Source organism: Streptococcus sp. AS20 (assembly GCF_000524255.1).
Lineage (GTDB): Bacteria > Bacillota > Bacilli > Lactobacillales > Streptococcaceae > Streptococcus > Streptococcus constellatus.
Genome location: NZ_JANS01000005.1, coordinates 483536 through 505558 on the forward strand (window position 1 = coordinate 483536; position 22023 = coordinate 505558).

At 38.1% G+C, this 22023-nt stretch carries 22 protein-coding genes and 2 pseudogenes; 3 read left to right on the plus strand and 21 right to left on the minus strand.

The genetic code is table 11. From position 1 onward, the window contains the following. Window positions 1-18 precede the first annotated feature (18 nt). Window positions 19-663 carry a redox-sensing transcriptional repressor Rex gene (locus HMPREF1514_RS03365; protein ID WP_037597194.1) on the plus strand — a complete coding sequence of 215 codons (645 nt, stop codon included), beginning with the start codon at window positions 19-21 and terminating at the stop codon, window positions 661-663. 27 nt (window positions 664-690) lie between these two features. Further along, window positions 691-1383, plus strand: a complete 693-nt coding sequence (locus HMPREF1514_RS03370; RefSeq protein ID WP_037597196.1) for a gamma-glutamyl-gamma-aminobutyrate hydrolase family protein — start codon at window positions 691-693, stop codon at window positions 1381-1383. On the opposite strand, the gene radC is transcribed toward HMPREF1514_RS03370, so the two are convergent. From radC to pcrA, 18 genes and pseudogenes are all read right to left on the minus strand, one after another. Further along, entirely contained in the window at window positions 1380-2060 is a 681-nt protein-coding gene (radC, locus tag HMPREF1514_RS03375) for a RadC family protein (RefSeq protein WP_037597197.1), read from the minus strand. The two genes, HMPREF1514_RS03370 and radC, sit on opposite strands and share 4 nt — an antisense overlap. Before the next feature lie 86 nt (window positions 2061-2146). Then, window positions 2147-2800 (minus strand): phosphate signaling complex protein PhoU, encoded by a 654-nt coding sequence (gene phoU, locus HMPREF1514_RS03380; protein WP_003069505.1) that lies wholly within the window; start codon window positions 2798-2800, stop codon window positions 2147-2149. An 80-nt stretch (window positions 2801-2880) separates the two neighbouring features. Then, window positions 2881-3639 (minus strand): phosphate ABC transporter ATP-binding protein PstB, encoded by a 759-nt coding sequence (pstB, locus tag HMPREF1514_RS03385; protein ID WP_006267322.1) that lies wholly within the window; start codon window positions 3637-3639, stop codon window positions 2881-2883. Between the two features lie 41 nt (window positions 3640-3680). Beyond that, window positions 3681-4484, minus strand: coding sequence for a phosphate ABC transporter ATP-binding protein PstB (gene pstB, locus HMPREF1514_RS03390; RefSeq protein ID WP_003069507.1), 804 nt, complete (start codon window positions 4482-4484; stop codon window positions 3681-3683). An 11-nt stretch (window positions 4485-4495) separates the two neighbouring features. Continuing rightward, entirely contained in the window at window positions 4496-5380 is an 885-nt protein-coding gene (gene pstA, locus HMPREF1514_RS03395; RefSeq protein ID WP_003069508.1) for a phosphate ABC transporter permease PstA, read from the minus strand. Then, window positions 5370-6281, minus strand: coding sequence for a phosphate ABC transporter permease subunit PstC (gene pstC / locus HMPREF1514_RS03400; protein WP_037597198.1), 912 nt, complete (start codon window positions 6279-6281; stop codon window positions 5370-5372). The genes pstA and pstC overlap by 11 nt, the downstream gene beginning before the upstream one ends. Before the next feature lie 20 nt (window positions 6282-6301). After that, window positions 6302-7168, minus strand: coding sequence for a phosphate ABC transporter substrate-binding protein PstS family protein (locus HMPREF1514_RS03405; RefSeq protein ID WP_037597199.1), 867 nt, complete (start codon window positions 7166-7168; stop codon window positions 6302-6304). Window positions 7169-7274: 106 nt separating this feature from the next. Then, window positions 7275-8579: an RsmF rRNA methyltransferase first C-terminal domain-containing protein gene (locus HMPREF1514_RS03410; RefSeq protein ID WP_037597200.1), complete on the minus strand. Its 1305-nt coding sequence runs from the start codon at window positions 8577-8579 to the stop codon at window positions 7275-7277. After that, window positions 8580-9353 carry an inositol monophosphatase family protein gene (locus tag HMPREF1514_RS03415; RefSeq protein WP_037597201.1) on the minus strand — a complete coding sequence of 258 codons (774 nt, stop codon included), beginning with the start codon at window positions 9351-9353 and terminating at the stop codon, window positions 8580-8582. It lies immediately after the preceding gene. After that, a complete protein-coding gene (locus HMPREF1514_RS03420) occupies window positions 9337-9621 on the minus strand; it encodes a UPF0223 family protein (RefSeq protein ID WP_037597265.1) in 285 nt (94 codons plus the stop codon). Before HMPREF1514_RS03420 ends, HMPREF1514_RS03415 begins: the two co-directional genes overlap by 17 nt. Window position 9622: 1 nt before the next feature. Further along, window positions 9623-10024 (minus strand): Spx/MgsR family RNA polymerase-binding regulatory protein, encoded by a 402-nt coding sequence (locus HMPREF1514_RS03425; RefSeq protein WP_037591083.1) that lies wholly within the window; start codon window positions 10022-10024, stop codon window positions 9623-9625. 121 nt (window positions 10025-10145) lie between these two features. Continuing rightward, window positions 10146-11078, minus strand: a complete 933-nt coding sequence (locus HMPREF1514_RS03430; protein ID WP_037597202.1) for a bifunctional riboflavin kinase/FAD synthetase — start codon at window positions 11076-11078, stop codon at window positions 10146-10148. A 25-nt stretch (window positions 11079-11103) separates the two neighbouring features. Further along, entirely contained in the window at window positions 11104-11982 is an 879-nt protein-coding gene (gene truB, locus HMPREF1514_RS03435) for a tRNA pseudouridine(55) synthase TruB (RefSeq protein ID WP_037597204.1), read from the minus strand. Window positions 11983-11991: 9 nt separating this feature from the next. Then, window positions 11992-12786, minus strand: a pseudogene (locus HMPREF1514_RS09635) (alpha/beta fold hydrolase). 32 nt (window positions 12787-12818) lie between these two features. Beyond that, the gene (locus tag HMPREF1514_RS03445; RefSeq protein ID WP_037597205.1) at window positions 12819-13262 is read right to left on the minus strand and encodes a GNAT family N-acetyltransferase; all 444 of its coding nucleotides are present in this window, start codon (window positions 13260-13262) and stop codon (window positions 12819-12821) included. Window positions 13263-13271: 9 nt separating this feature from the next. Then, on the minus strand, window positions 13272-14546 hold the full coding sequence (locus HMPREF1514_RS03450; RefSeq protein ID WP_037597206.1) for a DUF2130 domain-containing protein: 1275 nt from the start codon (window positions 14544-14546) through the stop codon (window positions 13272-13274). Between the two features lie 166 nt (window positions 14547-14712). Further along, window positions 14713-14930, minus strand: a pseudogene (locus HMPREF1514_RS09640) (IS3 family transposase); the annotation flags it as partial. A gap of 94 nt (window positions 14931-15024) precedes the next feature. Next, the gene (gene pcrA / locus HMPREF1514_RS03455) at window positions 15025-17307 is read right to left on the minus strand and encodes a DNA helicase PcrA (protein ID WP_037597208.1); all 2283 of its coding nucleotides are present in this window, start codon (window positions 17305-17307) and stop codon (window positions 15025-15027) included. Window positions 17308-17458: 151 nt separating this feature from the next. Between pcrA and HMPREF1514_RS03460 the strand changes: the two genes are divergently transcribed. Beyond that, on the plus strand, window positions 17459-18655 hold the full coding sequence (locus tag HMPREF1514_RS03460; RefSeq protein ID WP_037597209.1) for a cation diffusion facilitator family transporter: 1197 nt from the start codon (window positions 17459-17461) through the stop codon (window positions 18653-18655). Between the two features lie 31 nt (window positions 18656-18686). Here HMPREF1514_RS03460 and lepB read toward each other — a convergent pair whose 3' ends face one another. The 3 genes from lepB to pfkA form a co-directional block, all read right to left on the minus strand. Then, the gene (gene lepB / locus HMPREF1514_RS03465) at window positions 18687-19244 is read right to left on the minus strand and encodes a signal peptidase I (protein WP_003069538.1); all 558 of its coding nucleotides are present in this window, start codon (window positions 19242-19244) and stop codon (window positions 18687-18689) included. A 160-nt stretch (window positions 19245-19404) separates the two neighbouring features. Beyond that, window positions 19405-20907: a pyruvate kinase gene (pyk, locus tag HMPREF1514_RS03470; protein WP_037597210.1), complete on the minus strand. Its 1503-nt coding sequence runs from the start codon at window positions 20905-20907 to the stop codon at window positions 19405-19407. A 59-nt stretch (window positions 20908-20966) separates the two neighbouring features. Then, on the minus strand, window positions 20967-21977 hold the full coding sequence (gene pfkA, locus HMPREF1514_RS03475; protein ID WP_003069674.1) for a 6-phosphofructokinase: 1011 nt from the start codon (window positions 21975-21977) through the stop codon (window positions 20967-20969). Window positions 21978-22023 lie beyond the last annotated feature (46 nt).

Sequence of the window (22023 nt, forward strand, 5' to 3'; positions counted from 1 at the left end):
TTGAAAGGATGTGATTTTGTGAAATCTGAAAAAAATACAACCATTCCACGCGCAACTGCTAAAAGGCTCTCTCTTTATTATCGGATTTTTAAACGATTTAATTCTGAAAAAATTGAAAAAGCCAATTCAAAACAAATTGCAGATGCTATCGGGATTGATTCTGCAACTGTTCGTCGTGATTTTTCTTACTTTGGTGAATTAGGTCGTCGTGGGTATGGTTATGATGTAAAAAAACTCATGAATTTTTTTGCTGATTTACTTCATGATCATTCTATTACCAATGTGATGTTAGTCGGTATCGGTAATATGGGACACGCATTACTCCACTACCGCTTCCATGAACGTAATAAAATGAAGATTGTTATGGCATTTGACACAGATGATCATCCAGAAGTTGGAACGATTACAAATGACGGGATTCCTATTTATGGCATTTCACAAGTAAATGATAAACTAAAAAATGTAGATGTAAAGACCGCCATTTTGACGGTTCCAAGTACAAGAGCTCAAGAAGTGGCAACTATCCTTGTAGAAGCTGGCGTAAAAGGTATTCTCAGTTTCTCACCGGTTCACTTAACCGTTCCAAAAGATGTTGTTGTTCAATATGTTGACTTGACAAGTGAGCTGCAAACACTCCTCTACTTTATGAAAAAAGGGTATTAAATAATTAGAAAGAGCAGATATTTATTTATGAAGAAACCCATTATCGGAATTACTGGAAATGAAAGACCCAACCCTGAAGACGAATTTGCCATCATGAGCTATGCTGCTAAAGGATTTGTGGAAGGCGTAAAAGAAGTTGGTGGAATTCCTGTCATATTGCCAATTGGAGATGCAGACATGGCTCAGCATTACATCAAGATGATTGATAAACTTATCCTAACAGGTGGACAAAATGTATCACCACAATTCTATGGTGAAGAAAAAATGATTGATAGTGATGATTATCATTTGGAGCGTGATGTGTTTGAATTATCCTTAATCCATGAAGCGGTCCAACAGCAAAAACCAATTTTTACTGTTTGCCGCGGTACACAATTGTTTAATGTCGCAATGGGCGGAACTCTTTATCAAGATATTGAACATCATTGGCAAGACAGTTCTGCAGAGTATACTACTCAAAAATTAGTTACCAAACCTGGTTCTGTTTTGGAAAAGATTTATGGTGAAGTATCTCATATAAATTCTTTCCATCATCAAAGTATTAAAGATTTAGCAGAAAATGTCGAAGTCATCGCCCATGATCCAAAAGATAATACCATTGAAGCCATTACTACAACTGATGAAATCGCTTATCTGGGAGTTCAATGGCATCCAGAATTCTTATTTGAAACACGTCCTAAAGATCGGTTACTCTTTGACTATGTTGTCAATAAACTCTAAATCAATTCCGTTTCTTCTCGATAGCTATAATAATCTTTCTCAGCGACGATGAGATGATCCAGTAAGATGAAGCCCATTAGCTCACACGCTTCTTTTACATGTTTGGTCACTTCATCGTCGTTTCTGCTTGGTAATACAGCTCCTGACGGATGATTGTGCACCAAAATAACGGATGTCGCCATATGCCTCACGGCATAATGCAGAATTTCTCGCGGCTCCGCAATGCTACGTGACACACTGCCGATAAAAATAGTCTGTTGATGAATGATTTTATTTTGAGTGTCTAGATATAAAGCAACAAGATGTTCCTGTTTTTTATGCCCCAATTCCTGTTGCATTTTTTTCGCTAACTTTTGACTACTTAAAATTTGCTCTTGCATAATCAATTCTGCTTTATTAATTCGCTGTCCCAACTCAATCATGGCTTGCAATTCAATAGCCTTGATACGCCCAATTCCAGAAATTGATTGTAATTCTTGTAGTGTCATATTACGCAAATCATTTAAACTAGAAATTGTTGATAAAATTCGTTGGGAAACTTGAAAAACAGTTTCTTTTTTATTGCCAGTGCGGATAAGAATGGATAACAATTCTTGATTGCTCAATTGTTCTGCACCTTCTGCTACCAAACGTTCTCTTGGCAATAAAGAATCTTCCTGAAATGAAATACTATACATAAAAAACCTCCTCATATCCTTATTCGGAAAAGGAAGAAGAAAATAAAAAATCTGAGAAATTATTCTCAAATTTTTTCAGTTAGTATTTACATTTCAACGATTTTACCTGTTTCAAAGTAAACAACCCATTCGCAGATATTTTTAGCATAATCACCAATACGTTCCAGATATGAAATAACTTGGAAATAATCACGGCCTGTAACAATCAAATCTGGATTTGCCTTAATTTCTTGCGTTGCCAAATCTCGAATATCATCAAAATACTGATTAATTTTCTCATCCATAGCTGCAACTTCATAAGCCTTATCCACATCACCATTAAGATAAAGTTCAAGTGCTGCTTCCACAAAGTTCTTAACATCACGCCCCATCTTGCTGATTTCTTCTTCAACAGATTGGATGCGAACTTCTCCTTTCATACGGATCGTCGCTTGTGCAATGGAAACAGCATGATCCCCCATTCTTTCCACATCACTACTTGCCTTCAAAACTGTAATAACGGTTCGTAAATCTTGTGAAACAGGCTGCTGCAAAGCAATGATTTCTAAAGACTTTTTCTCCAACTTTACTTCATATTCATTGACCTCTGCGTCTTCTTCAATAACCTCTTTTGCCAATTCACGATCGTGGGTCACAAATGCACGAACTGTGCGGTTAATCTGTGATAACACTTCATTTCCCATCGCGTAAAATTGGTTATGAAGTTTTGCTAAATCTTCTTCAAATTGTACTCTAAGCATAAAATTTCCTTTCGTCAGATATAAAGAGGATTAATATTCCTCGTGATTGGCTGAACTAACAAAAAGTAGCATCCATCTTTCTAGCCAAATTTTCCTGTAATGTAATCTTCTGTTTCTTTATGAATTGGACTGAGAAACATTTCTTTTGTAGTATTAAATTCAATTAAATCTCCACCCAGGAAGAACGCTGTCTTGTCTGAAATACGGCTAGCTTGCTGCATCGAACGCGTCACCAGTAACATCGTATATTTATCTTTCAGTCCATGCAGTGTTTCTTCAATTTTTCCGGCAGAAACGGGATCAAGTGCTGATGTCGGCTCATCTAAAAGAATAATTTTTGGACTCGTTGCCAAGACACGCGCCACACAGACACGTTGCTGCTGACCACCTGACAAGCCAATGGCTGAATCATATAAACGATCTTTCACCTCATCCCAAATAGATGCACTCTTGAGTGAAGATTCAACAACTTCGTCTAACACCTCTTTGTCTCTAACACCATTGATTCGCAGACCATAAACAACATTTTCATAAATCGTCATTGGAAATGGATTGGGCTGTTGAAAAACCATTCCAATTTCTTTTCGAAGCTCTACCGTATCTGTCCTCGGACTATAAATATTATGTCCATTGTAAATTACAGTACCTGTCGTTGTAACCTCTGGATTCAAATCTCCCATCCGATTGATTGCTTTTAAAAGGGTTGACTTTCCTGATCCAGAAGGACCAATCAAAGCTGTAATCTCATGAGGCAATACATCTAATGATACACTATTGAGAGCTTTCTTTTTGTTATAATAAACCGACAAGTCCTTAATTTGTAAAATAGGTTCTGTCATTCTGATAATCCTTTAATAAATTCTAAATTAATCACAGTTTCTTATCCAAAATGGCCAGACACATAATCATTGGTAGACTGCAACTTAGCATTTTGGAAAATCTTGGCAGTTTCATCATATTCGATTAAATCACCAAGATAGAAGAAACCAGTATAGTCACTAGCACGTGCCGCCTGTTGCATACTGTGAGTTACTATGATAATCGTATAGTTCTTCTTCAACTCTAACATTGTTTCTTCTAACTGCGCTGTTGCAATTGGATCGAGCGCAGAAGCAGGTTCATCCATTAAAAGTATTTCTGGCTTCACGGAAATAGCGCGAGCAATACAGAGACGTTGCTGCTGACCGCCTGATAACATCAAAGCAGATTTATGAAGATCATCCTTTACCTGTTCCCAAAGAGCTGCCTGCTTTAGAGATGTTTCAACAATTTCATCTAAAATCTTCCTATCTTTGACACCAGCACGTTCATGCGCAAAAGTAATATTACGATAAATGGATTTGGCAAATGGATTTGGCCTTTGAAAAACCATTCCGATATGCTTACGCATTTCATAAACATTGATGTCTGAGCGATTGATATCAATCCCTTCATACCAGATTTCACCAGTAACTTTGGCGATGTCAATCGTATCATTCATTCGATTCAAGCTACGAAGATAGGTTGATTTCCCAGAACCCGAAGGTCCTATAAGAGCTGTAATTTTATTTTTCTGAAACTGCATATCAACCCCTTTAATGGATTCATTTTTACCATAGTAAACATGCAAATTTTTTGTTGATAACACAACTTCTTCTTCAGGAAAAGTAACAATATGTTTTTCATTCCAGTTATACTCTGTCATTTCTTCTCCTTTTAGGCAGATGTTAATTTTTTATGCAGATAACTTCCAAGTTTACGAGCACCGAGGTTGAAAATTAAAATAAAGATGAGAAGTACCGCTGCTGATCCAGCTGACACTTCCACAGCATCAGGAATCGTTCCTTCACTATTGACTTTCCAAATATGAACAGCCAATGTTTCAGCCTGACGAAAAATAGAGATTGGGCTGGTTACACTAAAAATGTTCCAATTTGACCAGTCAAGGGCTGGGGCGGATTGACCTGCTGTATAGATAAGTGCAGCTGCTTCACCAAAAATTCGTCCAGAAGCTAATACAACTCCTGTCACAATACTTGGTAATGCTTCTGGAACTACAACATGAATAATTGTTTCCCAACGAGAAATGCCAAGAGCAAGTCCCGCTTCACGCTGTGTATGATGCACATGCTGTAAGCTATCTTCTACACTACGTGTCATTTGTGGCAAATTAAATACAGTTAAAGCCAGAGCACCAGAAATGATTGAAAAACCATATTGGAATTGAATAACAAAAATCAAATATCCAAAGAGACCGACAACAACGGAAGGCAAAGATGATAAAATTTCAATACAAGTTCTGACAAAATCTGTTACCAACCCTTTCTTAGCATATTCAGATAAGTAAATTCCTGCTCCCATTGATAACGGAATGGAAATAATTAAAGTAATAACTAACAGAAATAACGAATTATAAAGCTGAATTCCAATTCCTCCACCCGCTTGATAGGAAGACGATTGTCCAGTCAAGAATTTCCAAGAGACATGAGGTAATCCTCTTACTAGAATGTAAAGAATTAAAGAGGCAAGAATGCTCACAATGATTCCTGCAATGGTATAGAGGACACCTGTAGCCAATTTATCTATTTTTTTAGCGTGCATAGTTCTTCTTACCTCTTTCCTTTGTAATCAACTTAATCACAGTATTGAAAGCTAAGCTCATCAAAAGTAAAACCAGAGCGAGTGACCAAAGGACATTGTTATTAACGGTTCCCATAACAGTATTGCCAATTCCCATTGTTAAGACAGAAGTCAAAGTTGCAGCAGGTGTCGTCAAAGAGGTTGGGATAACAGCTGAATTTCCTACAACCATTTGAATCGCCAATGCCTCACCAAAAGCACGAGCCATTCCAAAGACAATAGCTGTAAAAATACCGGATCGAGCTGCTTTTAACGTCACGCGCCAAATAGTTTGCCAGCGAGTCGCTCCCATAGCCATACTGGCTTCTCGATAATGTCGCGGTACAGCCCGTAAACTATCTGTTGTCATAAAAGTCACCGTCGGTAAAATCATGACAAAGAGAACAAAAATCCCCGATAAAATTCCAAAACCTGTCCCACCAAACATAATACGAACAAAGGGAACGACAACCTGTAAGCCGATAAAACCATATACAACCGATGGGATTCCGACTAAAAGTTCGATAGCCGGTTGGAGAATTTTTGAACCTTTAGGAGAAACCTCCGTCATAAAAACAGCCGCTCCAATTGCAAATGGTGTCGCCAATAACGCTGATAGAAGAGTTACGAGGAAAGAGCCAAGAATCATCGGTAGAGCGCCAAACTCCTTACCAGATGGATTCCATGTTGCTCCGAAAAGAAAACTGAAGATATTTACTTTATTAACAAAGAAGGTCGAAAGACCTTTCTCTGCTACAAACAATAAAATCATTGCAACGACAAAGACAATTAAACTCATACAAAGAAAGGTAATGGTTTTTCCAAAAGATTCCAAACGAGAATTCTTTGACTTTGTCAGCATCTTTTTTGCTACTTCGTTCATGTTATTCTATACTCTTTCTGTTACTTTGAGCTAATTGTTCCATCAAGACTACGAGTCACTTTCATATCATTGATAGGAATATAGCCCATTTTTCCCACAATATTATTTTGTACTTCTGATGTCATTATATAATCCAGAAATTTCTTAGCAAGTTTATTGGGTTCTCCCTTAGTGTACATATGTTCGTAAGACCAAAGTGGCCAATTATTAAGTGTTACATTTTTCTTTGTGGGCTTATAGCCATTCAAATTTAAACTTTTTACACTCGTATCAACATAAGAAAAAGCTAAGTAAGAAATAGCACCTGGAGTCTGCGACACAATCGTTTTGACCATCCCGTTAGAATCTTGCTCCTGCGCCTGCTTGGCTTCCTTGCCCTTCATAATAATACTATCAAAAACAGCACGGCTACCAGAACCGACCGCACGATTGATAATTGTAATTTCCAAATCCTGCCCGCCAACTTGTTTCCAGTTCGTATATTCACCAGTAAAAATTTTGCGTAGTTGATCTGTTGATAAATTATTTACCTTAATTCCTTTATTTGCAATAATCGCCGTACCCGCTACAGCAACTTGGTGATCCACCAAAGTTTTAGCCTTGATTCCGTCTTTTTCTTCTGCAAACAAATCACTATTTCCAATATCTACTGCACCTGATTGAACTTGTGATAATCCTGTACCTGATCCACCACCTTGCACATTGACAATTTTTTTCGGGTTTTCTTCAGTATATTTGTCTACAACCGCTTCAATCAAAGGCTGCAAAGCAGTTGAGCCTACAGCTGTTATTGATTCACCACGGTTAATCCAGGAAGCACAAGCTGACAAATTGATACTACAAAACATAAGAGTAATAAACAAAAGTATTTTTTTATGCTTTACCAAAATAATCTCCTTTTAAGATACGAAAACGCTTGTTGATATATGATTTTTCTAACTTCTTTGCATCTCATCTCACTATAACATATATAGATGATTTTGGAAAGATTTTTTATTGAAATCTGAGGCCTTTTGGAAAATAATTTTTCAGAGTATTTCCAGTTACTTTTGCAAATCCTAGACCATTGCCTTGAACGATTATCTGGTACCAACCATTTCCATATTTTTGATCGAGATTTACTATTTCACCAGCAACATATTTTTTAAATTGCTCCTCATCAATTTCAATTACTCGCTTCACCTCGTTTGATTTTAAAGCAAGGCCCAAAGCAAAACTTGGTTCAAAACGTTTTTTCTTAAAGACTCCCAGATATAAGCCATTTCTAGCAATTTTTAATTTCGACATATCTGGCAGCCCTAGTGGTAACAGATACAAATGATCACCGAAAGTCTGTAATTCTCCAGTCAGATCTATAGCTAGATGTTCTCTTTGAAACTCTTGCCACAACATCTTCTGCTCAGATGTCAGATGGCACTTTTTTACTTTTAATTTTTTTGCTGATTGCTTACTACAAAGGCGAAATTTTGCAACAAATTGACCTTCACCTTTGAAACGGTGAGGATACATACGTGCAGTTTCTGGAAAGTTAATACCTGCAATCATCCCATTGATTTTAGGAATTTCGACTAATTCAAGTGGATAATTTTCTAACAACCAATCCACTATCTGTTCGTTTTCCTCTGGCGACCAAGTACAAGTGGAATAAATGAGTTCGCCATTCGTCGCCAACATCTTTACCGTATTTTCCAATATCTCACGCTGAACCTGCGCACACTGAGTCGGATAAGATTCACTCCAATATTCCATTGCTTCCGGCTGCTTTCTAAACATTCCTTCACCAGAGCAAGGTGCATCTAAGACAATCAAATCAAAATAACCCTGAAAAACTTGGCTTAACCTATCAGCAGATTCATTCGTCACCACTACATTTCTCGCTCCAAAACGCTCAATATTTTCTACTAAAACCTTCGAACGTTTTGAATTGATTTCATTGGAAACAAGCACACCTGTATTATTCAAGTATGACAACAAATGAGTGGATTTACCACCCGGCGCTGCAGCCAAATCAAGCACTTTCATATCTTGACGCGGTGCTGCAATTTGAGCAACCATTTGCGCAGCAGGTTCTTGAGAATACACCAAGCCTGTAACATGCTCTATTGATTTTCCAGAAATCTTGCCATAATAACCCCAGTTCGTGTTGGAGATAGGATTTAGAAAATGTTTTTGATGTTCTTTTAGTGGATTTACTCGAAAAGCGGAAACCGGCTCCTCATCAAAAGTTAGAAAAAAAGAGGGAGCCTCCTCTCCCAAAAGATTGTAGTATTTTTCTTTAAATCCTTTTGGAAAATGCATCTAATCCTCTCGCTTTCGATATATGTATTTTTTAATTTCGTCTAATTTCATCATTGGAATCATCATAATCCCCTGATGACTTTCAAAATCAGGCTGCTTACCATCAAATGTCACTGTCGTATATCCTAATTTATCTCCCATAATGGAAGCTGCGGCATAATCCCAAGGGCAAATATAGGAAATATAAGTCAAAAGTTGACCTGACAAAACCTTACTAAAGCTGATTGCAGCACTTCCATACACTCGAACTCCTAAGGTTTCTTTCGCCAAATCAGCAATTCCCCAATCATTGCGCTCAAAAATACCAGCATTTGATGCCATTAAAAATTGATTCAAGGGACGATCTTGGTAAGGGGACAATTTCTGCTCATTGCAATAGACATCAAATTGACCACCACCATGGTACAACTTGTCTCCTATCACATCATAAATGACACCAAATTGACCAATCCCATTTTCAAAATAAGCTAATACAACAGCAAAATCAGCTTTTTGTGCGACAAAATTATTTGTACCATCAATAGGATCAATAACCCAAACATTGCCATCCGAAATAGAATGACGCAGTCCATTTTCCTCAGCTAAAATGTGATCCGTAGGATAAGCTTCTAAAATCCAGGTTACTAAATTATCCTGAACTTCCTTGTCCATTTGAGTTACCAAATCAGACGGACTGGATTTGGTTTCGATTTCTAATTGATCATCCAAATGCTCTTTGATGTAAGAAGCTACATTCAGAACAATTTGTTTGGCAAAATTAAATTTCTTTTCCAAGAGAAAACATTCCTTTCTCCTTTTGTTTTGCAGCTTGAACAGCTCGATATAAGGAATAGCCACTTGCTATTTCAAATTCACGTCCAATCCGCTTTTCTTCAGCTTTGCTTGGAACAATTTTTTTGAAGAGTTGATAGGACGCCAATATCTTCTCTGCTGCTATTTTCGCTTCATAAGCCTGCTCAACATCATTCAAAAAAGAAAGCACTGAAGCAAGCTCTTCAGTGCTCCACGACATGTCTAGTGGGTAACGATAGTTTTTATTCATATTATTCAATCTCAGCTCTTAGAGTTGCATCGCGCAATTCCTGTTTTCTATATCCGCGAGGTAAAAACGCACGGATTTCATCTTCGTTAAATCCAATTTGCATTCGTTTACCTTCTAAAATAATCGGGCGACGCAAAAGACTTGGATTTTCTTCGATTAAACGAAGTAATTCAGAAATTGATAAATTCTCAACATCTAAATTTAATTTTTGAAAAATTTTTGAACGAGTTGAAATGATGTCATCTGTTCCATTCTCTGTCAGAGAAAGGATATGTTGTAATTCTGGAGCAGATAAAGGACTCGTCATGATATTGTGCTCCTCAAAAGGAACTTCATGATTGGATAGCCATGCACGCGCCTTGCGACAACTTGTACAACTCGGTGATAAAAATAGTGTAACCATGCATTTCTCTTCTTATTATTTGTAACTGTTATCATTATACTAAATTTTATGTAAGATTACTAGGCATTTTTACAAATTTTCTCCTATTTTTTTAGGAAAAACAAGAAGCTTAATACATGATTTAGTGGTTTTCATTTTTAGGAGACCAATATCTTGCGATTTCCTTATCGGCTTGCAATTGCTTGACTAGTTCGTCCACATTATCGAATTTAACCATATCTCGAATTTTATCCAACCAAAAAATACGAATAGTATCACCATAAATATCTTGTGAAAAATCAAAAATATTGGCTTCAAAACGAAGTTCATCACCTTCAAAAGTGACATTTTTCCCGACGCTAGCCATTCCGCGATACATCTGTCCGTCATGCTCTACATCGACCACATAGACACCATCTGCTGGTAAAATAACTCGATCCAGCGGAGCAAGATTTGCTGTTGGATAGCCAATCGTTCGCCCTCTTGCATTGCCATGAACAACAATTCCACTAGTGGATAGCGAATAGCCCAGCAATTGATTGCTCTCTGCGACATTTCCTGCCAGTACCGTCTCTCGAATGCGAGTTGAGCTAATTTTTACTCCATTGAAATTTACAGAAGGAACTATGATAACTTGTCCTTCAAACAGTTTCTCCAAATCTTCCGCACTGCGTCGATCAGAACCAAAATGATAATCAAAACCTGCAATGACTGTTTTTGCTTTCAAACGCGAGATGTATTTTGTAAAAAATTGTTCAGCCGTATTGCGAGCAAACTGACTAGTGAAATCAACCAAATAAAGATAATCTACGCCAAGATTTTCTAATTGTTGTAAGCGCTCTTCTGGGCTTGTCAAATGAAGCATTAGCGAAGGCTGATACCGTACAAAGGCTAATTTGGGAGATTCTGGGAAAGTCAGCACTGCAATTTTCAAATCCTTTGCTGCTGCAATCTTTCTCGCCTCAGCAAACAGTGCTTGATGACCTTTATGTAATCCGTCAAAATATCCTAGCACTAATACTGTATGTTCAATTTGTTGAATGTTTTGCTCATTTTTAATTCTAATCGTTTTCATCACTTATCTATTTTATCACAAAATGTTAAAGAAATACTTTTCTAGGTTTATATTCTTTGTTACGCTTTTCTAGAATAGCAAGCAATTTCCCTTGAAAAAATCCAGCTACTTGAGTTTCATTTGAATTTACATCAATAAATCGACCAAATCGCACATCCTCTGCCTGTTCTTTTGTAAGGTCTATCTTAACCAAATCCCCTATACCCAATTCGAGTGGTTGGAGAAAGGAGAAATCCCCTACTGTTACCTGCTCTGCTATTTCATCCAAGGTCAAGGCTTCCTCCAAAAGCATACCAGCTGCAGAAGTCCGAGTCAATTGAGACATGTGAGAAGCATATCCCAATTTTACTCCCAAATCAACTGCCAACGTGCGGATATAAGTGCCTTTGCTACATCTAACTCGAAAGTTAAATCGGGCTGTCTGATTTTCATAAGAAATGGGGGTAGTCCGCTCAAAGCTGTAAATTGTCACTTGTCGCTTCGGTTTCTCTACTGCTTCTCCAGTTCGAGCATACTCGTAGAGTTTTCGTCCATTCACCTTGACAGCCGAGTACATGGGAGGAATCTGAGTAATGAGACCTGTCAAACTAGCGATAGCCTCATCTACCAATTTTGCATCCAAGGGAGCCAATACAGGAGTCTTTGCAAGCACCTCACCGCTCGCATCTTCAGTTGTTGTTGAAAAACCTAAAGTGACTTCTCCTTCATAGATTTTACCTTCGTCCTGCATAAATTCTACCAATCGCGTGGCTTTCCCGACTGCAATAGGCAAAACCCCCACCACATCTGGATCCAATGTTCCTCCGTGACCGATTTTCTTAGTTTGTAAAATCTTGCGCAGCTTAAAAACCGCATCGTGCGAGGTCATCCCCGCTTCCTTTTTTAAATTGATAATTCCGTCCATTTGATTCCTTTATTCTGCTAAAAATCCTAGCAACAATTGATTAAATTCCTTATTTTTCTCATAAAGAGCATGTCCACAGTCTTCTAAAATTTCCAAGCGACTCTTTGGAATGGTTTGCTCCAGCTCACACGAGGTATCCAGTCCGATAACTTGATCATCAGCTGCATCAATAATAAGTGTTGGACATATTGTACTCTCTAACAAATTCGAGCGATGTTCTAAACAAGACTGCGCTTGTATTGACAAACGATGTTGATCTTTTATTTTCCCAAGCTGGCTCAAAACCAATAAAGATAGCGAAGGTAGGAATAGCTCTTGCTTGTATAAGAAACGCGAGCTATATCCAACATCGATTCTGTATAATTCCTTCTCTCGCTAGTAATAACCAATTTTTAACTCGTTTTTCAAGTAAACTAGTGGATTGGTCTGCCATCACTGCTAACACCAATTTTTTCACCTTTTCTGGAAAGTCTAAGGTTAAATGCTGAGCAATCATTCCACCTTGTGCCCCCCAATACAAAAGCCGATTCAATGCTTAAAGCATTCATAGCTTTCGCTATATCTGCAGCCATATCTTTTGTAGAATATTTTTTGGGTAATTCATTGATACGGCTGAATATATACTTGATACTTTTTCCCTAGATGTCGATAAACAAAAGATAAACTCTGTGCCATTCCCTTGACTGTGTTTAGTCCATCTCCCAAACCGGGTATCATAACGAGAGTTTCCTTGCCCTTTCCAAAAGTTACATAATCGATACTTTTTTCGTTAAAATATAAGATCCGCCCTTTTGCTGTAGACATTACTTTGTTTCCTCTACTATTTTTCTCATGATTTATCTGTGTTGACTTTTTAAATACAAAGCAAAGCCGGCAGTCACTTTTTCAAATCCAACTGCCTGATAAAACCGATGTGCAGCATTTCGTTCAGCAGTTAATCCACTGTTTAGAGCCAGTACCTTAATTCCTTCTTTTACCGCTTGTTTTTTCAACTTATTGATGAGCTTATTAGCAATTCCCTGTCGCCTTACCTCTTTTGCAACAGACAAAGCCAAAATACGATAGTAAGAGCCAGCTACTTCAAAAAAGAAGAGCTTTGCATAACCTAAGAAACCTAAAATCTCTCCGTTTCTTTCAGCTAAAAGATAGCTATAATGCGGCTGAGAGAGAATTATTTCTAAACACCGAGCCAGATTAAATACGGTCGTTGGATAGCCCAAGTCTTCGTATAGAGACAGTAAGGCTTCAGCATCTTTTATGGTTGCTTTACGTATCTGCATAGGATCCTTCTAGTCTTCCTTCAAGGCTTCAAACTTGGCTTTCATGGTAGGATTTTTGCGGGTCAGTTTTTTGACTGAGACATCGTCCAGTTTGTTGTTAGCTAAGCGCAGTTGATTGTCTGACGTCTGAAGTGCTTGTTTGACTGCTTCCATTCGTTTAATAGCCTTGTCAATTTCTTCAATCGCCTTGTTAAAATTCTTAGAAGCTGAATTATAATTTTTAGCAAAGGCTACTTTAAAGGTTTCTAAATCGTCTTCAAAGTGGGTAATGTCAATATTCTGCTCGCGAACCAGAGCCAGCTCCTGCTTGTATTTGAGAGAATTGAGCGCAGCATTGCGCAAAAGTCCAATCAACTGAATGAAAAATTGTGGCCGCACCACGTACATCTTCTCATATTCATGGCTAACATCGACAATACCGGTATTGAAATAGTCGTTGTCTGATTCCAGCATGCTTACCAAAACAGCATACTCACATTTCTTTTCCCTGCGGTCCTTATCCAATTCTTTGTAAAAATCAGCGTTTTTATGCTTCTTCTCCGTACCGTCCGCTTCATTTTTCATTTCAAACATAATAGAAATGATTTCTACTCCGTTTTCATCACACTCACGGAAAATGAAATCCCCTTTGGATCCTCGTTCAGAAATTTTATTATCCTTCTCAAAGTAAGCATTAGGAAAAGCAAAGCTGCGAACTTTGTTAAATTCGTTTTCAGCGTAGTGTTCTAAACTCTCTCCAATGGCTTTAGTAGATTGTTGTGCTTTAAAGTTCTTGTAAAATTCCACCTGTTCATTGGCTGCCTTTAGCTGAGCTTCGTAATTTTGTTTAATAGATGCAAGAGATAATTCATTTTCTTTCTCTTGCAACAAAAGCTGGTTTTGAATCTGGTCACGTTCTTTTTCAATGGTTGTCAGCGAAGCTTGTAATTCATTTTGGTGTTCCAACTTCATACGATCCAGTTGCGACTGCAAGTCCAGCAACTCCTTGTCTTTATTAATGAGTTTTTCAGACAGCACCCGCTCTGTATCCTTTTTTATCAGTTCTTTTTGTGATTCAAAATTGGAAATAGTCGCCTTGAGTTCTTGGATTTCAGATTCTTTCTGGCTTAATGTTTGCTGTTGCTCATTCTGTGCCTTTTGTTTTTCCAGAGCTAACGCCTGCTCAATTCGAACATGGATCTCTTTGTCAAACTCCGCCGTTCGCACCTGAGCCAGAAGCTCGCTGTACTGACTTTCATTGACTATAAAGACTGCCCCACAGTTGGGACATTTGATTTCGTTCATAAGACACCTCATTCAAGAAATTTCTACATTTTATTATATCATTCTTAAATACAAATGAAAAACAGTAAACTTCGCCTCTATCATTTCTGTAGTAAGTAAATCCACTGTAGAGATCAGAGGGCTTTTTTCATTGCAGAAAAAAAGCCTCATATTTAAATGGGGCTTAAGGCTTAAAGGTCATTTTTTGAGACACACAAACGAGGTTTAATCGTTTCATGATTCGGCGGATTCGACGACGTGATAGCTGAAATCTTTCGGCTTTAAGCACCTGTTTGATTTTTCTAGCTCCAAATCGAGCCTTGTTTTCCAAAAAATATTTTTCACTTTCATCTCTAGATCTGTTTCTAAAACTGGTTCAACTACCTTGTAGTAATAACTAGAACGATATATCTTTCTGAACCAGTTCTATCGCCTTTTTTGGTTTTTCCTAAACCCATGAAAGCTAAATTTGTCTATCTAAGTTCAATCAAAATGTTACTCATGACTTCTTCTCAATAGGGGCAATACTGGCCAGAAGTTTCTTTAATCCAATCTCCGGAAAATTGATTTTCAATTCTTGGCTACTACCGCTACCTGATACTTCCAATACAGTTCCGTCTCCCCATTTTTTATGATGCGCAATGTCACCGATAGCCCAATCAAGATCTGGCTGAGTCGCTTCCACATTCTTACCGAACGGCAACTGACTTGAGGCAATACTACTTGGTGCTGCTTGTCGTTTTCGTTCTTGTAATGCTTGCGCGAGACTCATTCCTTGACCAAACTGGATAGTTTTTCCATTTACATAGGAGGCTTTAAAAGACGTATTGACCGGTCGAGCTAATCCTTGATAATCCAACAAGCTTGAGCTAATTTCATTGAGAAAACGAGTTGGCCGATTGTAATTAGTTTTCCCGTAAAGTAGCCGTGAACTAGCATTGGTTAGGAACAAGACTTTTTCAGCACGAGTAATTCCGACATAGGCTAATCGGCGCTCTTCCTCTAGCTCATCTTCATCTTCTGCCGCACGACTAAGTGGGAAGACATTTTCTTCCATACCAATAATGAAAACAACTGGAAATTCTAACCCCTTGGCAGCATGTAGCGTCATAAGTGTCACTTCTGAGTTTTCCTGAGCGTTATCATCTGTATCTGCAATCAAAGCTAGGTCATTGAGGAAGCGGCTAAGCTTGTCTAGGCCGGATTCATCAACAAGATTGTCAGGATTCTCGTCAAAATTCTTGGTTACAGATAGGAACTCCTCAATGTTTTCGATCCGAGCCTGACTTTCCAGCGTCCCTTGAGCTACTAATTGCTCAGTATAACCCGTCTTTTCAAGAACTATTTCCACCAATTCTGTCACCGTCAACTCATCCAATCGTTCGCGCAGATTCAAAATGAGATTAGCAAAGTCAAAAACTGCCTGAGCGGCTTTCCCCTTGACAGGTGAAAGCATAATCTGTGAGGAGGCTTCTAAAAGAGACACATTTTGACTGGCTGCAAAATTCCGAATCTTCTCTACTGTTCCCGGCCCAACACCACGCTTGGGCTCATTCACCACCCGCTCATAGCTGATATTATCACTGGTGTTGGCAATGAGATTTAGATAGCTAATGACATCCCGTATTTCCTTACGGCTATAGAATTTGGTGCCCCCCACCATAGTATAAGGAATATTAGCCTTGAGCAGGGCTTCTTCCACCGTCCGTGATTGAGCATTGGTCCGGTAAAGAACTGCAAAATCCTTATGACTGTAGCCTTCTCGGGTCAGCTGAACAATGGTCCGAGCAACAAAGAGAGCTTCATCCTGCTCGTCATTAGCTCGATAGTAGACAATTTCTTCGCCATCTTCATTCTGAGTCCAAAGATTTTTGGGACGGCGGTTACGATTATTTTTGATAACATCATTGGCAGCCTGCAGAATGATCTTGGTCGAGCGGTAATTTTCTTCCAGCAGGACCACCTTGGCCTCCGGATAATCCTTCTCAAAATCCAGGATATTCTGCATATCGGCTCCCCGCCAGCCATAGATAGACTGGTCAGCATCCCCAACTACACAGATATTTTTAAAGCGAGAAGCTAACAATTTTACCAGCTGGTACTGGGCGTGGTTGGTATCCTGATACTCATCGACATGGATATACTGGTAGCGCTGCTGGTAGTAGGTTAAAACATCAGAATTGTTGTCAAAAAGTCGCAGAGTCAGCATGATCAAATCATCAAAGTCCATAGCCTCTGACTGGCGCAGTTCCTTTTGATAGGCTGTATAGCACTTAGCCACAATTTCTGTATACATATCACCAGCCATATTCTCATAGGCCACCTCATCAATCAGGTCGTTCTTGGCATTGGAAATGGTGCCCAGAATGGCGCGCTCATTCCACTTTTTAGGATCTAAATTGAGTGTTTTGAGAATACGCTTCATCAAAGTCCGCTGCTCACTAGGATCGACAATCGTAAAATTGCGGTTATAGCCGATATGGTCAGCTTCCCTACGCAAAATCCGCACGCACATCGAGTGAAAAGTCGCAATTAAACAATCTTCTGTTGCGGGATTTAAGGAAAATGCCCGCTCCTTCATTTCTCGAGCAGCCTTATTGGTAAAGGTGATTGCCAAGATATTCCAAGGATTGACTAACTTTTCATCAATCAAATAGGCAATACGGTGGGTTAAAACACGTGTTTTTCCAGACCCAGCTCCTGCCATAATCAGCAAAGGACCTTCCGTTGTTTGAACTGCCTCCATTTGACGGTCATTCATACCTGTTAATAAGGGATTCATCTTTTTTCCTCTTTCAAAGTCAATGGTTCTATTATAACAAAAATAACTCATAAGCTAAACTAGAAAGAGAAGTCTTCACACCATTTCGTCCTATAAAAGTTTGAAAAATCACGTAAAAAGCGTTATAATAAACTTTCTGAAAGGAAAACTCATGAATAATCCAGCAAAAAATCTTAAACTCGCAGAGCGCGGTGCTATTTTAGCTATTGTAACCTACATCATCTTATCAATTGCTAAAATTATTACTGGCTCTACCTTACAATCCTCCAGTTTGACAGCCGATGGTTTTAACAATGTTTCAGATATTGTGGCTAATATTGCCGTTTTGATAGGGCTTCGTATGGCACGCAAACCGGCTGACACGGATCACAAATTTGGTCACTGGAAAATTGAAGACTTGGCTAGTCTTGTCACTTCTCTTATCATGTTTTTTGTTGGCTTTGATGTTCTGATTGATACCGTTCAAAAAATTATCTCTCGCCAAGAAACAATCATTGATCCTTTGGGTGCGTTAGTTGGAATGGTCTCCGCTTTAATTATGACCGGTGTTTACTTTTATAATAAATCCTTAGCAAAAAAAGCACATTCTAAAGCGCTTGATGCTGCTGCCAAAGATAATTTATCTGATGCTATCACTTCTCTTGGTACAACGATTGCAATCATCGCAAGTGCCTTAAATTTCCCGATCGTGGATAAACTTGTTGCCATCATTATCACCTTTTTCATTCTTAAAACGGCTTACGAAATTTTTATGGAATCCTCTTTTAGTCTATCAGACGGTTTTGATGAAAATCTTTTAAAAGAATACAAAGAAGCCATTTTAGAAATCCCTAAAATTTCCCGTGTTAAATCTCAAAGAGGTCGTACTTATGGTAGTAACATCTATCTTGACCTCATTTTAGAAATGAATCCCGACTTATCTGTCTATGAAAGTCATGAAATTGCCGATCAAGTTGAATTTATGCTCAAAGATCGATTTGGAGTTTTTGATATTGACATCCACATTGAGCCCGCACCTATCCCAGAGGATGAAATTTTGGACAATGTTTATCGAAAATTATTTATGAGAGAACAATTAGTCGAGCAGGGAAGCCAATTAGAGGACTTACTAGCTCCTGAATTTGTTTACATTTCCCAAGATGGCTACCAAATGAACAAAAAAGAATTTCAAATCGAAAAAGGAAAGCAATCTCCTATTAAAAATTTCCATTTAACTTCTATCAGTCAAAAAACAAAATTAATTTGTTATGAAGAAGATGGAATTATCCATACCAGTCTTTGGCGTCGTCACGAAACATGGCAAAATGTTTTTCATCAGGAAACACGAAAAAGCGAAACTGAAATATAAATTTTCAGTTTCGCTTTTTTAACACTTAATGCTACTTCATTTTAATAAAACCAAATTGATCCAAGGGGAGCACTCTAAAAGAGATAACTCCCTTAATTTGTTTCTCTGCAATCAAACCAAATTTCCGACTATCTTCCATATTTTGTCGATTATCATTTAAGATCAAATAAGATTTTGCTGGAATTATATTTGTATTTGATTTTGTTAATGTCTGAATAGTAAAGTCATGAGTGAAATAGCCTGTATTAGTAGCCTTCGCTAAATATTTTTCCTTATCTTTCGTTAAATAATCTTCTGACTTAATTTTATTATTTAAGTACAGTACATCATCCATATAAACGACAGAGTCATTTCCTAAACCAACGACACGTCCGACATATTCTTTTCCATCCACCTCATACAATACAAAATCATCTCTTTTGATTTTTTTGTTCTTATTGGCAATAACAATATCTCTGTCTTTCAAAAAATGATTCGCATCTTTTGCGGTAATGCCATATGGTGTAAAAATAAAAATTCGCAAACAAGCGATAATTATTACAATGACGGATAAAATAATAATGTTCCTAATTAAATCTCTCTTTACCATTCTCTCTCCTCTTCTTTTATTTATTATATCATGTTTTCAGAAAATAAACAAAGGCGGAAAAAGTAAATTGCTATTCCTATTTTTATCTGCAACTAAAAAACCTACCAATCAAACTAGAAAAACGTTGATTGATAAGCTTCTTTTCTTTTAGTAATACAAATTAACGAACTGTGCGGATACGCATAGTGTTTGTTCCACCAGTTCCAACTGGGACACCGGCTACAATCACAATGTTGTCACCTGATTCTACTAATCCTGTTGAAAGAGCAACTTTTTCTGCAACTTCAAACATGTCGTCAGTAGAAGCAGGTTTTTCAGTTACAACTGGAATAACACCCCAGTTTAACATCAATGAGCGTTGTGTCAATTCATCAAATGTTACTGCTAAGATATCAGCGTCAGGACGATATTTAGAAATCAATCGTGCAGTGTTACCTGTTTCAGTGATTGTAACGACCAATTTAATATCCATTGAGTTTGTAGCATCTTTCACTGCTGAAGCAACAACTTCTGTTTTAGAACTACGAGCATAGTCAACTGATGACAAACGTCCATATTCATTCAATAGAGTTTGAGCGTTTTTATCAATTGTAGCCATAGTTGTTACAGATTCAAGTGGGTATTTACCATTTGCAGATTCACCTGAAAGCATTGTTGCATCTGTTCCGTCAATAACAGCGTTAAACACGTCTGATACTTCTGAACGAGTAGCACGCGGTTTTTCAGTCATTGTTTCAAGCATGTTTGTTGCGGTAATCGCAATTTTACCAGCTGCATTGACTTTTGTGATAATCATTTTTTGGTAAACTGGAACCATTTCAAATGGAACTTCAATACCCATGTCACCACGAGCAATCATGATACCATCAGCTACTTCAAGGATTTCATCCAAGTTTTCAATACCTTGTTGGTTTTCGATTTTAGCGAACAATTTCACATGTCCATTACCAGTTTCTTCACAGATTGCACGAACTTCATTAACATCTTTTGCAGTACGTACGAATGAAATAGCGATAAAGTTGATTCCTTGTTCCAAACCGAAACGAATATCATCATTGTCGCGTTCAGCAAGCGCTGGGAAAGGAATTTTTGTATTTGGAATATTCACACCTTTTTGTTTTGCGATAATTCCATCATTTTCAACCTCTACTTCAAATTCACGTGTAGCAGGATCTTTTGCAATAACGCGCAGACCAAGTTTACCATCATCAACAAGAACTTGTTTTCCAACTTCAACGTCATCAAAGATGTCAAGTGCACCTGCTACGTTCAAAGCAATAACTTCGCGAGTTGATTTGATACCTTGTTTCGTTGCAACACGGATTTGTTCACCCGTTTTGTAAGAGTATTCTTTAGCATCACCTTCAAATAATTCTGTACGAATTTCAGGTCCTTTTGTATCAAGAAGATAACCAACTTTTTGACCAGCAATTTCTTCTGCACGGTGAACAGTAGCCATACGATCACCTTGTTCTGCATGATCACCATGCGAGAAGTTGAAACGGAATGTATTTGCACCAGCTTGGATTAATTTTGCAATATTTTGAGCCGATGCTTCAACATCTAATTTTTCGCTCCAATAGCCATCTTCACCAAATCTTTTACCACCACGGATTTCTACCGCAGGACCTAAAGTTGCAACGATTTTTACACGTTTATTCATGATATATGAACACTCCTTTTTATTTAAATGGTCTTTATGACCAGAATAACAAATTAAAATTACATTGAAATGCTACGGTTTAATTTAGCAAGATCAAGATCAGCTTTATGTGGATTATTAACAATAATCTTACCGTCTTCTGTTAAACTAAATAAAGCACCCTCTTCTGCTGTACCAAGGATTGGATTTTCAACCATTTGTTCATTACGAATACCAACCGCAACACCACCAATACCCTTCTTAAGAAGGGTAACGGCATGAGCACCCATACGAGAAGCAAGAACACGGTCACGAGCAGTTGGGGAACCACCACGTTGAATATGTCCAAGTTCCGTCACACGAAGATCGCTCACATCACCAGCTTCTTTCAACTTCTTACCAAATTCATCGGCCGACATAACACCCTCTGCAAGAACAATAATATTATGTTTCTTACCTTCTTCATAGCCACGTTTAATACTTGCAACGATATCTTCGATTTTGAAGTCTTCTTCAGGAACGATGATTTCATCAGCACCTGTCGCAATACCAGCCCAGAGAGCGATGTCTCCAGCGTTACGTCCCATTACTTCAACAACAAAAGTACGACGGTGACTAGATGAGGTATCGCGAATCTTATCAATGGCATCCATCGCAGTTGTAACAGCTGTGTCAAAACCGATTGTAAAATCTGTACCAACGATATCATTGTCAATCGTGCCAGGAAGTCCGACAGCTGGGAAGCCATGTTCTGTCAATCGCATAGCGCCATGATAAGAACCGTCTCCACCGATAACCACAACTCCTTCAATACCATGTTTTTTAAGTTGCTCAATTCCTTTTAATTGTCCTTCTAATTGGGCAAATTCTGGATAACGAGCTGAGTGAAGGAAAGTACCACCACGTGAAATAATATCTCCAACTGATGCAGCATCAAGCGGATAAATTTCACCAGCAACCATACCGGCATAACCGTCATAGATACCGTAAACTTCCATTCCTTCTGAAATTGCTTTACGAACAACTGCACGGATAGCAGCATTCATACCAGGGGCGTCTCCACCACTAGTTAAAACAGCAATACGTTTCATTCGTTTGTGCTCCTTTTTCTTTTTACATTCACCCTTGATTATACCA

Coding starts and splice junctions, on each gene's coding strand:
- HMPREF1514_RS03370 (WP_037597196.1), top strand. CDS start 691: ATGAAGAAACCCATTATCGGAATTACTGGAAATGAAAGACCCAACCCT.
- radC (WP_037597197.1), bottom strand. CDS start 2,060: ATGTATAGTATTTCATTTCAGGAAGATTCTTTATTGCCAAGAGAACGT.
- phoU (WP_003069505.1), bottom strand. CDS start 2,800: ATGCTTAGAGTACAATTTGAAGAAGATTTAGCAAAACTTCATAACCAA.
- pstB (WP_006267322.1), bottom strand. CDS start 3,639: ATGACAGAACCTATTTTACAAATTAAGGACTTGTCGGTTTATTATAAC.
- pstB (WP_003069507.1), bottom strand. CDS start 4,484: ATGACAGAGTATAACTGGAATGAAAAACATATTGTTACTTTTCCTGAA.
- pstA (WP_003069508.1), bottom strand. CDS start 5,380: ATGCACGCTAAAAAAATAGATAAATTGGCTACAGGTGTCCTCTATACC.
- pstC (WP_037597198.1), bottom strand. CDS start 6,281: ATGAACGAAGTAGCAAAAAAGATGCTGACAAAGTCAAAGAATTCTCGT.
- HMPREF1514_RS03410 (WP_037597200.1), bottom strand. CDS start 8,579: ATGCATTTTCCAAAAGGATTTAAAGAAAAATACTACAATCTTTTGGGA.
- HMPREF1514_RS03420 (WP_037597265.1), bottom strand. CDS start 9,621: ATGAATAAAAACTATCGTTACCCACTAGACATGTCGTGGAGCACTGAA.
- HMPREF1514_RS03425 (WP_037591083.1), bottom strand. CDS start 10,024: ATGGTTACACTATTTTTATCACCGAGTTGTACAAGTTGTCGCAAGGCG.
- HMPREF1514_RS03430 (WP_037597202.1), bottom strand. CDS start 11,078: ATGAAAACGATTAGAATTAAAAATGAGCAAAACATTCAACAAATTGAA.
- truB (WP_037597204.1), bottom strand. CDS start 11,982: ATGGACGGAATTATCAATTTAAAAAAGGAAGCGGGGATGACCTCGCAC.
- HMPREF1514_RS03445 (WP_037597205.1), bottom strand. CDS start 13,262: ATGCAGATACGTAAAGCAACCATAAAAGATGCTGAAGCCTTACTGTCT.
- HMPREF1514_RS03450 (WP_037597206.1), bottom strand. CDS start 14,546: ATGAACGAAATCAAATGTCCCAACTGTGGGGCAGTCTTTATAGTCAAT.
- pcrA (WP_037597208.1), bottom strand. CDS start 17,307: ATGAATCCCTTATTAACAGGTATGAATGACCGTCAAATGGAGGCAGTT.
- HMPREF1514_RS03460 (WP_037597209.1), top strand. CDS start 17,459: ATGAATAATCCAGCAAAAAATCTTAAACTCGCAGAGCGCGGTGCTATT.
- lepB (WP_003069538.1), bottom strand. CDS start 19,244: ATGGTAAAGAGAGATTTAATTAGGAACATTATTATTTTATCCGTCATT.
- pyk (WP_037597210.1), bottom strand. CDS start 20,907: ATGAATAAACGTGTAAAAATCGTTGCAACTTTAGGTCCTGCGGTAGAA.
- pfkA (WP_003069674.1), bottom strand. CDS start 21,977: ATGAAACGTATTGCTGTTTTAACTAGTGGTGGAGACGCCCCTGGTATG.